The 14,116-nt window shown below is 42.2% G+C and carries 14 protein-coding genes and 1 riboswitch; of the genes, 10 read left to right on the top strand and 4 right to left on the bottom strand.

Annotated elements, in window-relative coordinates; all coding sequences use genetic code 11:
- Window positions 1-16: 16 nt before the first annotated feature.
- Window positions 17-1,150, bottom strand: a complete 1,134-nt coding sequence (locus ACMUMQ_RS02820; protein WP_414680513.1) for an AGE family epimerase/isomerase — start codon at window positions 1,148-1,150, stop codon at window positions 17-19.
- A 98-nt stretch (window positions 1,151-1,248) separates the two neighbouring features.
- Here ACMUMQ_RS02820 and hldE point away from each other — a divergent pair, with 98 nt between their 5' ends.
- The 6 genes from hldE to ACMUMQ_RS02790 all read left to right on the top strand — a co-directional run bounded on the left by hldE (window position 1,249) and on the right by ACMUMQ_RS02790 (window position 9,193).
- On the top strand, window positions 1,249-2,676 hold the full coding sequence (gene hldE, locus ACMUMQ_RS02815; protein ID WP_414680512.1) for a bifunctional D-glycero-beta-D-manno-heptose-7-phosphate kinase/D-glycero-beta-D-manno-heptose 1-phosphate adenylyltransferase HldE: 1,428 nt from the start codon (window positions 1,249-1,251) through the stop codon (window positions 2,674-2,676).
- Entirely contained in the window at window positions 2,677-4,458 is a 1,782-nt protein-coding gene (gene msbA, locus ACMUMQ_RS02810) for a lipid A export permease/ATP-binding protein MsbA (protein WP_414680511.1), read from the top strand. It begins immediately after the preceding gene.
- A gap of 2 nt (window positions 4,459-4,460) precedes the next feature.
- Window positions 4,461-5,687: a 3-deoxy-D-manno-octulosonic acid transferase gene (locus ACMUMQ_RS02805; protein ID WP_414680510.1), complete on the top strand. Its 1,227-nt coding sequence runs from the start codon at window positions 4,461-4,463 to the stop codon at window positions 5,685-5,687.
- Between the two features lie 22 nt (window positions 5,688-5,709).
- Window positions 5,710-5,827, top strand: a riboswitch (TPP riboswitch).
- Between the two features lie 57 nt (window positions 5,828-5,884).
- Complete coding sequence (thiB, locus tag ACMUMQ_RS02800; RefSeq protein WP_414680509.1) at window positions 5,885-6,898, top strand: thiamine ABC transporter substrate binding subunit; 1,014 nt, start codon at window positions 5,885-5,887, stop codon at window positions 6,896-6,898.
- Between the two features lie 11 nt (window positions 6,899-6,909).
- Window positions 6,910-8,502: a thiamine/thiamine pyrophosphate ABC transporter permease gene (thiP, locus tag ACMUMQ_RS02795; RefSeq protein ID WP_414680508.1), complete on the top strand. Its 1,593-nt coding sequence runs from the start codon at window positions 6,910-6,912 to the stop codon at window positions 8,500-8,502.
- Window positions 8,489-9,193 carry a thiamine ABC transporter ATP-binding protein gene (locus ACMUMQ_RS02790; protein WP_414680507.1) on the top strand — a complete coding sequence of 235 codons (705 nt, stop codon included), beginning with the start codon at window positions 8,489-8,491 and terminating at the stop codon, window positions 9,191-9,193. The genes thiP and ACMUMQ_RS02790 overlap by 14 nt, the downstream gene beginning before the upstream one ends.
- A 9-nt stretch (window positions 9,194-9,202) precedes the next feature.
- On the opposite strand, the gene ACMUMQ_RS02785 is transcribed toward ACMUMQ_RS02790, so the two are convergent.
- From ACMUMQ_RS02785 to ACMUMQ_RS02775, 3 genes are read right to left on the bottom strand one after another with little or no spacing between them, the layout of a single operon-like run.
- A complete protein-coding gene (locus ACMUMQ_RS02785) occupies window positions 9,203-10,096 on the bottom strand; it encodes a DMT family transporter (protein WP_414680506.1) in 894 nt (297 codons plus the stop codon).
- Between the two features lie 11 nt (window positions 10,097-10,107).
- Window positions 10,108-11,001, bottom strand: a complete 894-nt coding sequence (locus tag ACMUMQ_RS02780) for a DMT family transporter (RefSeq protein WP_414680505.1) — start codon at window positions 10,999-11,001, stop codon at window positions 10,108-10,110.
- A gap of 32 nt (window positions 11,002-11,033) precedes the next feature.
- Window positions 11,034-11,759 (bottom strand): MipA/OmpV family protein, encoded by a 726-nt coding sequence (locus ACMUMQ_RS02775; protein ID WP_414680504.1) that lies wholly within the window; start codon window positions 11,757-11,759, stop codon window positions 11,034-11,036.
- A 242-nt stretch (window positions 11,760-12,001) separates the two neighbouring features.
- Here ACMUMQ_RS02775 and rpsF point away from each other — a divergent pair, with 242 nt between their 5' ends.
- Genes rpsF through rplI form a run of 4 tightly spaced genes read left to right on the top strand, consistent with a single transcriptional unit; the run spans window position 12,002 to window position 14,014 of the window.
- Window positions 12,002-12,406: a 30S ribosomal protein S6 gene (gene rpsF, locus ACMUMQ_RS02770; RefSeq protein ID WP_317003010.1), complete on the top strand. Its 405-nt coding sequence runs from the start codon at window positions 12,002-12,004 to the stop codon at window positions 12,404-12,406.
- Between the two features lie 26 nt (window positions 12,407-12,432).
- Complete coding sequence (gene rpsR, locus ACMUMQ_RS02765; protein ID WP_024023215.1) at window positions 12,433-12,663, top strand: 30S ribosomal protein S18; 231 nt, start codon at window positions 12,433-12,435, stop codon at window positions 12,661-12,663.
- Between the two features lie 21 nt (window positions 12,664-12,684).
- Window positions 12,685-13,548: a hypothetical protein gene (locus ACMUMQ_RS02760; RefSeq protein ID WP_414680503.1), complete on the top strand. Its 864-nt coding sequence runs from the start codon at window positions 12,685-12,687 to the stop codon at window positions 13,546-13,548.
- Window positions 13,549-13,570: 22 nt separating this feature from the next.
- A complete protein-coding gene (rplI, locus tag ACMUMQ_RS02755) occupies window positions 13,571-14,014 on the top strand; it encodes a 50S ribosomal protein L9 (protein WP_317003012.1) in 444 nt (147 codons plus the stop codon).
- Window positions 14,015-14,116 lie beyond the last annotated feature (102 nt).

The following is a 14,116-nucleotide window of genomic DNA, read 5'->3' as shown; positions in this document are numbered from 1 at the left end:
GTACAAAGCATAGTCTTTATTTATTAACCGTATTTGACCATCTTATCACTTCGACCAGTCCTAGAAAAATATGATAGCTGCTGGTGCCTGGTAGTGGGTAGTCTTTTGGTGTGTTGTCCTCATTGAGGTATTCATTCCAGCCACCGTTTTCTAGAAAGTAATAGCTTTGTAAAAAGCTAAGGGCGCTCTCTATTCTGTGATTCTTCTCTTCTTTTCCTATTGGGATGGCTGTAACTGCCTTGAGGTATTCGGTAATGGGCCAAATGCGTTTTTCTTCATCAATAGGAAGGTAAGTATTGCCATCTATTTGATTGTAAATGCCGCCGTTAGCAGCTAATCCATGACGCGTCGCTGTTGACCATAAATGTTGTGCTAAATCTGTGTAATCTGTATTTGGTACTATTTTATTTGCTTCATAAAGTAACCATACCCACTCAAAATGATGGCCAGGTTCTACTTGATTGCCAGTCTTAGTGTCTAGCGTCCAATTGGAATTAAAAAACTCTCGTAAAGTTTTTGTTTTTTTGTCATAAAAACGCTCCAATGCGAGCGACAGTAATGACTTAATGACGTCTTTATAGTCTTCATTTTGTGTGGTGTTGAAGGCGGCAATATAGCCTTCTAGTAAATGCATGTGAGGGTTTTGACGACGGGTTTGGTTTATATCAATGGGATACGATTCGTAAAATCCGCCTGTTGATGCTTGCATGTTGGTAATTAAGAAATGATGTGTCTTCTCTATGTAATGTAAGGCTTTTTTGTCTTGAGTTACCTGATAGTAATAACTGAATGAAAGTAAAATGAAGGCCAAAGCATAAGCGTCAGATTGCTTTTCTTGAATGCTTAAATCATCGTTGAGTGAAAAAATCCAACGATCTTCTTGGAAATAGTATTTTGTAATAAAGTTGAATAGAGGTAAAAGCTTTTCGTACCACTCTGATTTTGCTTCAAGTTGATAAGCATGGCTAAAGGTATAGAGCTGACGGCACTGTGTTAATAAACGAAGTCGGCCAATAGGATTGACGCTCCAGTCGTGATTCATACTCTCATAGCTAAAGCCATGTTCTGGATTTATGCCATATTTCGCCCAGTTTTCTAAAAGTTGCTCAAAAACAAAAGATTGGCAGTCAGAGAGAGTGTCGTTCAACATGATGTAAATAGCCTTATTTCATGTGATATTTGGTATGTCCAACTAAGTAGGGGAGTATGATAAGATGGCGGCTTTCAAAAATCGAATAATATGTGACTATGAACTCTTCATATCTGAATTTTAAGGGTAAGCACATCCTCGTTGTTGGGGATGTAATGTTAGACCGCTACTGGCATGGTGGTACTTCTCGTATTTCTCCTGAAGCACCAGTCCAAGTGGTGAAAGTTTCTAATATTGAAGATCGCCCAGGCGGCGCTGCGAATGTTGCGTTAGGTTTGGCTAAATTAGGTGTTTCTGTCACTTTAATTGGTGTTGTGGGCAATGATGAAAATGCATCAGCACTAGAGCGCTGTTTAGAGTCTTCTGGTGTGACTTGTCGCTTTGTTCGCTCTGAACGACTTCCAACTATTACGAAATTGCGAGTGATGAGCCGTCATCAACAATTGATTCGTTTGGACTTTGAAGAGCGCGAAGATTGTTTATCTCAAAATGATGCGGTCGCTGCCATGGTAAAAGATTGTGTACCAAGTGCAGATGCGGTTATTTACTCTGATTATAACAAGGGTTGTTTAGCGGACGTTCAATCTCTTATTCAGTTGTCTAATGCAGTAAATGTCCCTAGTTTTGTTGACCCTAAAGGCGATGACTTTTCGATTTATCGTGGTGCAACTCTAGTGAAACCGAACTTCGTTGAATTTGAAACCATAGTTGGTAAATGCTCTTCTGATGCAGATATTCAACAAAAAGGTGAAGCGCTAAGAAATCAGTTTGATTGGAGCGCCTTGTTAGTGACGCGTGGCGAAGATGGTTTGGTATTGTTTGAAAAGAGTAGAACGCCGTTTTCTTTGGCGACTTCTGCTAAAGAAGTGTATGACGTGACAGGTGCAGGTGATACGGTGATTGCAGTATTAACAGCTGTGTATGTTACCAGTAAGCGTTTTACTGATGCTATTGAATACGCGAACCAAGCCGCCGGTTATGTTGTAGGAAAATTAGGTACTGCATTTATTACGGCAGATCAATTAGCGGGGATTATGTACAAACGATCTCACTCTACTAACTTTGGAGTCCTTCCTCCAGATGAATTATTAGACCAAATAAAACTTGCGCAAGTAAACGGTGAAAGAGTGGTGTTTACTAATGGGTGTTTTGATATTTTGCATCCTGGGCATGTTGCTTATATGAAACAAGCTAAAGGGCTCGGAGATCGTCTTATTGTTGCTGTGAATACAGATGCATCAGTAAAACGATTAAAAGGCGAAAAAAGACCAATTAATGACCTTGTGCATAGAATGGCAGTTTTAGAAGGTGTCGGCGCTATCGATTGGGTAACTTGGTTTGATGAAGATACTCCCAAGGAATTGATAGAGCTGTTATCTCCAGATGTGCTTGTGAAAGGCGGAGATTACAGCATCGAAACTATTGTGGGCGCTGAGCATGTATTAAAAACTGGTGGCGAAGTGAAAGTATTGTCTTTTGTCGATGGTTATTCGACAACTTCTATTATCGAAAAAGCGAATTTATAAATGCAAGATAAAGTGATTTCTGAACCCTCTAACACTAAAGCCCAATCCGGTTTTAAGATATATTTTCGCTTACTTAGTTATGTTCGCTCATCATGGGGCTATTTGTTCTTAAGCTTTGTGGGATATATATTGTATGCCGCTATGGAGCCTGCATTAGCGGCTTTGCTTAAGCATATTGTTGATATTGTTTCAGATGGAAAAATTACTGAAAGCCGCCTTCTTATTCCTCTTTCTATACTGGGTATTTTTATCCTACGTGGAGTAGGGACGTTTTTAGGCAGTTACTTCATGGCGAAAGTCGCCAACAATGTCGTTTTCGACTTGCGAACAAGCATGTTTGATAAACTTGTTTTGTTGCCTTCCAGTTATTATCACTCCATTCCCACTGGGCGATTACTTGCTAAACTCACTTACAATACAGAACAGGTGATTGGCTCTATTACTCAAGCAATTCGTGTTTTGCTGCGTGAAGGACTAACGGTTGTTGGCTTGTTAGGCTACATGATCTACATGAATTGGCGTTTATCCTTATTGTTCTTGTTAGTTGTGCCTTTGATTGGTTTGGTTGTGTCTTATGCCTCTAAGCGTTTTCGTAGGTTGAGTACGCGTATTCAAAATGCCATGGGTGGTGTCACAGATGTGGCTTCTGAAGCGATTAAAGGGCATGAGGTTGTGAAAATATTTGGTGGGAGCCAGTATGAGACTGAGCGATTTTATAAGGCGGCTCAGGAAAATAGACGCTCACAGCTTAAAATGGAGAAAACAAAGGCGCTGAATGCACCAATTGTGCAGTTCATACTAGCTTTTGCTATGTCTATTTTAATCTGGTTTGCGCTGAGTCCTTCTATTAGCTCTGGTATGACACCGGGTGACTTTATTGCTTTTTTGACGGCAGCTGGCATGTTAGGAAAGCCTATTCGCCAATTAACTGATGTGAATAGCACATTACAAAAAGGTATTGCTGCATCCCATAGTATTTTTGAGTTTCTTGATATGGATGTAGAGATCGATAAAGGTACGATTTCTGCTGACAAGTTGAAAGGCGATATTGAATGGCGATCTATGTCATTCACTTATCCTGGTGCGGACAAGCAAGCCTTGAAAAAGGTTAACCTATCTTTACCAGCAGGAAAAACACTAGCTTTGGTAGGGCGGTCTGGTGGAGGCAAGTCGACGATGGCGAACCTGATTCCCCGTTTTTATAACATTGATGATGGGGAGCTTTGTATTGACGGGCACTCTATCTCTGATTACCGCTTGAAAGACTTGCGTTCTAACATCGCCCTAGTGAACCAACAAGTGGTGTTATTCAATGGTACGATTCGTGAAAACATCGCTTACGGCTACCTGCGAGATACAAATGATGAAGAAGTGATTAATGCAGCGAAAGCGGCTAATGCGTGGGACTTTATTCAAGAATTAGATCATGGTTTAGATACTATGGTTGGCGAGAATGGCGTGCTTCTATCAGGAGGTCAACGTCAACGTATAGCCATTGCTCGAGCTATTCTGAAAAATGCCCCAATTCTTATTTTAGATGAAGCAACTTCTGCCTTGGATACAGAGTCTGAGAGAGCGATACAGTCTGCATTAGATGGTTTGATGGAAAATCGTACAACCATTGCGATTGCCCATCGATTGTCGACTATTGAAAACGCAGACATTATTGCGGTAGTTGATCACGGTGAAATTATTGAGCAAGGTTCCCATAGTGAACTTCTTGCATTGAATGGAGCTTATGCACAGCTTCATAATCAACAGTTCTCGGAAGAAACAGACTGATTATGTGGTTGTATCGTTTCGCTTTATTGCTATTAACACCGATCATTTTATTGAAAATACGGCGCTTTCAGAAAAAATACAGCCATTACCGGCCTAAAGAAGCACTGGGCTTCTGGCCTTCTGTAAGCGCTGATTTATGGATTCATTGTGCTTCTGTGGGCGAAGTGCTTGCGGTAAGGCCATTAATTGTTCAGTTGCGTGAGAAGCATCCGACATATCGATTTTTGATCACTACCATGACGCCAACAGGCGCGGAGCAGGTGGGGAAAAGTTTTCCATTTGCTGAGCACAGATACTTACCCATGGATTGGCGTTTTAGTGTCAAAAGAGCGCTGAAGCAGCTTACCTGTAAACATCTTCTTATTGTCGAAACTGAGCTTTGGCCAAATTTGCTGTTTCAAGCAAAACAACAAGGCCTTCGCGTGGACGTTGTAAATGCTCGATTGAGCGAACGCTCTTTTTTGCGCTACCAAAAATTCTCTTATGTTTCTCGACCTCTATTTAAACTGCCTGATAGTTTTTTAGCGCATGCAAAAAGTGACGCGGAACGATTTGAAGCCTTGGGTGCGAAAAAGGTGTTAACAACAGGCAGTATTAAATTTGATCTCTCTGTTTCTCCTGATGTTTTGCTGGATAATTGGCGTGAACAATTAGGTTCACGTTTTGTCTGGATTGCTGCGAGTACGCATCAAGGGGAAGATGAAATTGCTTTGAGTGCTCATAAGGCTCTTTTGCAAAAAGAGTCGGATGCGTTGCTTTTGCTTGTGCCTCGTCATCCTGAGCGTTTTGATACGGTTTATGCGTTAGCAAAACAACACTTTGAAAAGGTTGGGTTGCGTAGTCAAGAATCACCAGACCAGTGGTCAAAGTTCGATGTAGTCATTGGCGATTCGATGGGGGAAATGATGCATTATTATCAAGCTTCTGATCTTGCCTTTGTCGGTGGGAGCTTGATCAAGCGTGGTGGGCATAATCCGATTGAGCCTGCGTTATTAGGGAAGGTTATTTTAGTGGGGCCTCATACCTTTAACTTTTTAGATATTACAGAGCAGTTGATACAGATAAAAGGGGCGATCCGCTGCTTAGATGAAACAGCGCTGGAAGAGGTGTTGATCTCTTTTGCTAGCAACCCTTCTCTGTGTTATCGAGTCGGGCGGGCAGCTCAACGGTTTGCAGAAAAAAATCAGGGCGCTGTTACTCGAGTGCTTTCTGAAATAGACTTCCGTTGATTGACTCTTTACAATAACGGCTCTTTATCTCATGGGGTGCTTTGGTTTGTTAGAACCTAAGCTGAGAAGCGGAATTGACTGCTAACCCACTGAACCTGATCCAGATCATGCTGGCGTAGGAATCGAGGTAGCAAGCTTTGCACTCTTAGCATCTTGCCGTTTCTCCTGTACGCCGCTCACTTTTTAGGAGCGACACATTGAATAAATTCTTGTTGAAAATATCTTCAGCGGCCCTTTTTCTCTCATCGGCTGCACTTTTCTCTTCTGTCTCATCTGCAGCGGATACATTAAACGTTTATACCTATGACTCTTTTTCTTCAGATTGGGGGCCAGGGCCAAAAATCAAAGGAAACTTCGAGAAAGAATGTGGCTGTGAATTGAACTTTGTCGCTTTAGATTCTTCTGTTGGAATTTTGTCGCGTGTTCAGCTAGAAGGGAAATCATCTCAGGCAGATGTATTGCTAGGCTTGGATCTGAATCTAATGGAAGCGGCAAAACAGACTGGGTTGTTGGCGACGCATTCAGTTGATACATCTGATGTGACTGTTGCTGGTGGTTGGAATGACACCACTTTTGTCCCATTTGACCAAGGCCATTTCGCTTTCATCTATAACTCGGAAACGCTGAGCAATCCTCCGACGAGTTTGAAGGACGTGGTTGAAAATCAAGATCTTCGAGTAATCTACCAAGATCCAAGAACCAGTACACCAGGCTTAGGGCTTCTGTTATGGATGAAGTCTGTTTATGGTGATGACGTGTCTGATGCTTGGGAAAGTTTGGCGAGTCACACGGTGACAGTGACAAAGAGCTGGTCTGATGCTTATGGTTTGTTCTTAAAAGGCGAAGCTGATGTTGTGTTGAGTTATACCACTTCCCCTGCGTATCACATTATTGCGGAAGGCGAGAGTAAGTATAAAGCGGCATCTGCTAGCGAAGGTCTTTATCCTCAAGTTGAATTGGCTGCCATGATGAAAAATGCTCCAAATCCTGCTTTGGCGGAGCGTTTCATGCAATTTATTTTGCAGCCGGAATTTCAATCAGTGATACCTACAGGAAACTGGATGTTGCCTGTGGTTGAGTCTTCAGAGCCTTTACCTGCTGCATTTGATAGTGCTTTGCTGCCAACTAAGAACTTAGTGTTGCCGGCTAAAGAAGTCGCAAAAAACCGTAAAGCTTGGGTTGATGAGTGGTTAAATGCGACGACTCGATAAGATTTCTTAACGTGTTTTCTTTGCGTTTATATCAAGGGCTGACGCCTGCCATTTTAGGTGTTGGTCTCTTTTTGATAATGGGAGCTGCCAGTTTGGCGGCTCTTTTGCGTTATAGTGAGTTGTCTAACTGGCTTGGCTATTTATCTCAGCCTTATCTTTGGCGCGTGATTCGTTTTTCGTTGTGGCAAGCCTTATTGAGTAGTGGGATTAGTATTTTAATTGCCATTCCTGTTGCGTCTTGCCTTGTTCATCGGCGGTTTTTCGGGCGATCGTTTCTCTTGCAGCTTTTCTCTATTTCTATGGTTGTCCCGACAATTGTCGCGATTTTAGGCTTGGTTGTGGTTTATGGCCGTACAGGTTGGTTGAGTCAGTTATTTGGTTTGCAAATTCCTTTGTACGGCTTGACGGGAATTTTATTGGCTCATGTCTTTTTTAATATGCCTTTGGCGGTACGTTTTTTATTGCAAGGCTATGATTTGATTCCTTCGGGTCAGTGGCGCCAGGCGTCCCAACTAGGTTTTTCTCGCCTTTCTGCATTTCGTTTAATTGAATGGCATTATGTGAAAAAAGCTTTGCCCGGTGCTTTTGTGTTGATTTTTATGTTGTGCTTTTCCAGCTTTGCCGTGGTGCTGAGTTTAGGTGGTGGGCCAAAATCAAGCACGTTGGAAGTGGCTATCTATCAGGCTTTGAGGTTTGATTTTGATCTTGGTAAGGCCAGTTTCTTAGCTCTGATGCAGGTGGCGATATGCACCTTGTTTGCTCTTGTTGTGTATCGAATTGCGCCTGTTAATCGTCAAGATGCGAGCTTACTGTCTGCTGAGCGATATATTTTGAAAGACTCTTTCTGGGCGAAAGCCTCAGATCTTGCAGCTATGCTGTGTGTGTTTCTTTTGGTTTTTCCGCCCTTTATCGCGATTTTTGATCCTGTATTCTCGGCTACTTTTTTCGATACTTTGTTGTCTTCTTCTTTATGGAAGTCCGTCATGGTGTCATTGCAAATCGCTTTGCCCGCTGCGGCGGTCAGTTTATTGCTAGGGATCTGCTTTGGTGTTTTGGCTCGATTTTGTGTTGGGCGCAGATACTTGTCGGTTTTACCCAATAAGATTGAGCATCTCGGTAATATGATTTTGATGGTACCTGGCTTGGTGATCGCAACGGGGCTTTTTTTGCTGTTGCGTGATTTCGGTTGGGGGTTTCAGTCGAGCTATTGGATTGTTGTGTGGGTAAATGCTGTGATGGCCTTGCCGTTTGTACTCAGAGCTTTAATGCCTGTTTTGTATCAGCAAGAGCGACGCTTTCGAAATGTATATTTGAGTTTGGGAGTCCGCGGTTGGTCTCGCTGGTGTTTGGAGTGGACTCTCATTCGTCAGTCTGTCGCGCAAGCATTTGGGTACGCTTTGTTGTTGTCCCTTGGTGATATGGGTGTGATTGCTTTGTTTGGCAGTCAAGGTTTGGTGTCTTTGCCTTTGTACCTTTTTCAATTGATTGGTTCTTATCGATTAGAAGAAGGGGCTTGTGTCGCGGTGGTATTGATCACGCTCTGTTTGGTTTTGTTTTATCTGTCATCTCGGCTTATTGGAGGACAAAAGAATGTTAAAAATTAGCCTTCAATACAATTGGGATAACTTTCATGCGGATTATCGTGTGAATATTTCATCGGGTGTGACCACTCTGTTGGGTGCAAGCGGGGAAGGGAAGAGTACACTTTTACATTTGCTTGGCGGCTTTCTGGATGGTCATGGAGTATTGGATTTTAATAGTGAGCCATTACTTGCCTTGGCTCCATATGAAAGGCCGATTTCTACTTTGTTTCAGAGTGACAATCTTTTTCCTCAGTTAACGGTTTGGCAAAATGTAGCGATTGGAATATCGCCTTCTCTGTCTCTAAATACCGAGCAAAAAGATAAGGTCAGTTGGGCTTTAGAGAAAACGCAACTTGTTGATAAAGCAGATCGTTTTCCACAAGCTTTATCTGGTGGGCAAGCTCAGCGTGTTGCAATTGCTCGTGTTTTGGTAAGGAATAAGCCGATACTTTTATTGGATGAGCCTTTTAGCGCGCTAGATCCTTCCTTGCGTGAAGAGATGCTTTATCTAGTGGAAGAGGTGACAGAAGAGCTTTCCTTGACGACTTTGTTGGTTTCGCATTTGCCTCAGGAAGCCAGTTTAGTGGGCGGAAATGTGCTCTTGATTGAGCAAGGTAAAGTCGTCGCTCATGAGCCAGTATCTGTTTTGAGTCAAACACCGGCACATCCATCGTTTGTAGACTATTTTGGTAAGTCTAATCAGTCTCTCTAAAAACAAAATTTAAGCGGTTTGTTGTCGCTTGTTGTGGAGTATCGTCGCCACAAAAATGCCTGAGAAAATGAGCACAATCCCCACATAATGAAAACGAAATAAGCTTTCTCCCAGAAAAATGACGGAAAGGCCTATGCTGAAAACAGGCAGTAAATGGATGAATTGTCCTGCTGTTGCTGCGCCCAGTTTTTGGATGCCAGTATTCCAGCATAGGAAAGCACCAATTGAAGCGAAAAGCGCCATATATAAGATGGTACCTAAGTTTCCATTTGTTAAATCTGTTAATTGTGTTTCGCCGAATAAAAAGAAGAGCGGCATTTGAAATAGCATCCCAATAATAGCGGTACTGGTAAAAAAGCCGATCAGAGACATTTCTTTTGGCCTTTTGACGATCAGAACGGAATAAATTGCCCAACTGACAGCGGCGGCAATAATCCATAAATCACCCTGTGAAATGGTCAGGTGTAAAAGAGTGTCCAGACTTCCACGACTTACTATGGTGATGGCGCCAACAGTGGAAATGAATATGCCCAGATTTTGCAGCCAAGAGGTTTTGTTTCCTAGTAAAAATCTGGCTGTAATTAGAATCATCACAGGCATAATAGAGTTCAATAACACGGCATTGGTGACAGTCGTTGAGGTCAGTCCAATGTATAAAAATAGGTTGTAGTTACAAATGCCGAGCCAACCGAAAAGGGTCAGAAGTGGCCAATTGGTAGCGATGATTTTGCGCTCTTGCCAGAGTTTTTTATAGGCGAAAGGGAGCAGAATTAAACAGGCTAGGCTCCATCTAAGAAAAGATATTGTGTAAGGGTCTATGCCATTAGAAACGGTTAACCTTCCCAAAATGTAATTGCCGGACCAAAATATAATAGGAAGTAGCAAATAGATAAAAGCTGGCATTGAGTGTCCTTTTACTTTGTTTTTTTAGCCCAATTTTGTATGAAAAGGCCGACGAGGATGCACGCTAACCCAACTAGAGTAGATTGTAAAATGGGTTCACCAGCGAATTGAGATAGCCAAATGATTGAAAGCAAAGGCGATAAGAATATTAGATTGGCTACTTGGCTTGCATTAGATGTTAGTTTGAGTGCCTGATTCCATAGTACGAAACTAAGTCCCATCTCAAATAATCCAATATAAACAGCGCTCCACAATCCTTCTTTATTCCAATGGGTAAGTTCGCCTGTCATGGCGGCGTATAGAGTAATTAATGGTAAGGCAAAAGCGAAATTCAGTGTTAGGCCGATTAGGCTAGGTCGCTTGTCTTTGGTATTTAGCAACCAATACATGGCCCAGATTACTGTGCTTAAAAGCGCAAAAGCAACACCAATGCCATTGGAAAACTCTAAGGAGGTGATTTGTCCCCGAGTTGAAATGTAGAGAACGCCAAAATAGCACATTGCCGCTGCGACATAATCTGTGGGTTTAAGGCGCTGCTTTAAGATTGGGACAGCCATGAAGCTGAGCATAATCGCCCAAGTGTAATTGATGGCTTGTGCTTCTTGAGCGGGAAGCATGTTATAGGCTTGCAGCAAAACCAGATAATAAATAAAGGGATTGATAGCCCCGAAAAAGAATGAAGATTTCCAAGACTGCTTGGCTGATGTGAGAAGTTCTTTCAGGTCGCCTTTACATGCAATCAGTACAATTAGGAACACAAGTGATACAGCATTCGCAACAAGGAGCAGCTGTGTGGGTGTTAAATATTTAAGCGATATTGAAAATGCGGTTGCAACGGTGGACCAGAGTAAAACAGCGCCAAGTCCAAACAAGATAGCTTGAGTATTTTTAGATAATTTGTCCATTAATCTGTTCCTGAACTTAGGCTTAGATTGAATTAAAAAGAGAGCATAAAGCTACTGATTAAAGAGGTGGTTTGGTTGTCCTCTATAATTGGGCTTGAGAAGATTTCGTCATCAAACCGAGTGTGGTTGATACCTATCATGACGTTCGCGTTCTTCATTATTTGATAAATACCTATGACACCATAGCGGACAAAAGAGGTTGTATTGGTGTGATAGGTTTCAATAGCGCCGCTTGTTTTGTCTGATTCACTTTGAGAAACACCAAATAAGTAGTTGCTCATTTTGGAGCCTATGTGGCGATATGAAATAGAGGGGATAATTCGCCAAGAACGAATAAAGACAGGGTAACCAGCGGACAACTGGGTGTAGTAGCCATCATGTTCACCACTGATGTCCTGTACCAGCTTCGCAGTAATTGGCCCCAGTCTATAAGATGCAAAGGCCATGATGCTGTCTTCTCGTTCGTCAAGTCTGCGAATATTTGTATCACTCGAGTCTTTTGGGTCGAGACCTGAGCTGTCATAGGTTAAGCCGATGGCAAGGCTTTGGAAAGACGGCCTAGGTAGAAGGTGATAACCAATTTCTGGGAAACGAAGATAAAATCGTTCGTTTTGATAAGTAATGTTTGGAAACACAGTGTATTGGGTATCTGTTGCTTTATACGGCTTCTGTGAAATGCTTCCAAAGACACCTAATCCAATCTCGGCTTGTGCCAAACAAGGTGTGAAAATTAAGAGAACTAGTAGAAGTATTTTCATGACATCCATATACATAAAAGAGAGAGTGGAAAGTATTGCGAATAATTTTATGGAGTTTGATTGTGGATGTACAACACTTTGTCCGAGCACTTATTTTTGTTTATTTGATTTAGAATATGGATGGCGTTTACTTATTGCACACTAGTGCTATATAATGCGCGTCCCTGTAAATCAATACTCCTTGTCTCACAGCTTTTTAACAGGGGAAGCGTGGAGACTAAGAACCCATAAGGAGAGCTTAAATGCGTCATTATGAAATCGTCTTTCTGGTTCACCCAGATCAAAGCGAACAAGTACCAGCAATGGTTGAGCGTTACACTAACCTAATCACTGAAGATGGTGGTCAAGTACACCGTCTAGAAGATTGGGGTCGTCGTCAACTAGCTTACCCAATCAACAAAATTCACAAAGCACACTATGTTCTTATGAACGTTGAGTGTTCTGACAGTGTTTTGTCTGAATTGAACGACACTTTCCGCTACAACGATGCGATCATCCGTAACTTGGTGATTCGTCGTAAAGGTGCGGTAACTGACGTATCTCCTATTAAAGCTTCTGAAGGCCGTGAAGATCGTCGTTCTGCTCCTCAACGTGAAGAGCGCAACAACGAAGCGACAGCTGAAGCAACTGAAGAATCTGAAGATTAATCAATATTTTTTATTAGGAGACACTCATGGCTCGTTTTTTCCGTCGTCGTAAGTTCTGCCGTTTTACTGCAGAAGGCGTTAAAGAGATCGATTACAAAGATCTAGACACACTGAAAGGTTATGTTACTGAAACTGGTAAAATCGTACCTAGCCGTATCACTGGCACTAAGGCTCGTTACCAGCGTCAGCTAGCGACTGCTATCAAACGCGCTCGCTACATTGCTTTACTTCCTTACACTGACAGCCACTTTAATTAATAGGCTGAAGAAGCGCTTCATATGAGTGGTTTAGCTAAATGGGTAATGAAGAAACGCTTGAACGCCATTATTGGTGTCATGCTGTTTACTTTGATCCCTATGATGTTTTGGCTAGCCGCTGCGATCTTAGGGTTGGTGGTGCTTCGTAAAGGTGTAAAAGAAGGAATACCTGTATTAGCTTGGGGTTGTTTACCAGCACTTGTGTTGTGGGTGCTCCAAGGAGATGCAACGGCGTTATTGGTGTTAGCGGATGTGATGTTGTTGAGTTATTTGCTTAGGTCGACAATGTCATGGAGTTGGGTGTTATTAGTTGGCAGTTTTCTAGCCGTTATTAGCACTCTAGTTCAGCCTTTATTAATGGAAAATGTTTTGAATTTGGCGGTTAGTCTTGTTCAGAATGTCTTGTCTTCGGAAGAGGGCGTTGAAGTTCCAGATAGAGGTTTGATCTTTGATCAGGCGGTGGTGGCTATATCCATCTTCCAAGTGGTCATTGCTGTTCTTTCTTTGTTTTTAGCAAGGAAATGGCAAGCAGGACTCTATAACCCTGGTGGGTTGCGTACAGAATTTCATCAATTAAGATTGCCTGTGTCGTTTAGTTTGGTACTGGGTGGAATGATACTTATCGGAGAAGGCTTAGGTGGCTCCTTTACTGTATTCTCTCAGGCCGCTATACCTGCATTGGTTTTGCCTGGTCTCGCTTTAGTACACGGTATTCTAGCAAAAAAAGAAATTGGGGTTGTTGGACTAATTGCATTTTACCTTGTTGGTTTTTTTGTTCTAAATGTGTATTTCGCAAATATTTTGGTCACTTTGTGTGTGATCGACAGCTTTGTAAATATTCGTTCTAGAATTCAAGGTAAATCGTCCGACTCAAGTAATGGCTAATGATTAATTAGAGGTGATCGAGATGGAAGTTATTCTACTCGACAAAGTAAACAAGCTAGGCGGTATTGGCGACGTTGCAGTTGTTAAACCAGGTTATGCTCGTAACTTTTTGATTCCGAACAAAAAAGCTGTAATGGCTACAAAAGCTAACTTGGCTAGCTTTGAAGAGCGTCGTGTAGAGCTTGAAGCTCAAGCTGCTGAGCGTAAAGCTGCTGCAGAAACTCGCGCTACAACACTTGAAGGCAAAACTTTCACTATCGCTGCAAACGCTGGTGATGAAGGTAAGCTTTTCGGTTCTATCGGTACACGTGATATCGCTGATGCAATCTCTGCTGAAGTAGCAGTAGAAAAAGCAGAAGTTCGTCTTCCAGAAGGCGCGATTCGTCACACAGGTGCTTTTGAAGTAGATCTACAACTTCACCCAGAAGTAGTAGTGACTGTTACTTTGAACGTAACTGCTGAGTAATTTAGTTCTCTAAATTATTCGATCAAAGAGGGTGTCTTGCTGATTGCAAGATGCCCTTTTTTTATGGGCGTGATAAGCTAACCTTCCTAATTTTTCTCCGCA

Source organism: Marinomonas algae (genome assembly GCF_047525555.1).
GTDB lineage: Bacteria > Pseudomonadota > Gammaproteobacteria > Pseudomonadales > Marinomonadaceae > Marinomonas.
The sequence above is the reverse complement of the archived record's forward strand: the minus strand, read 5'-3'. Positions and strand labels throughout refer to the sequence as shown.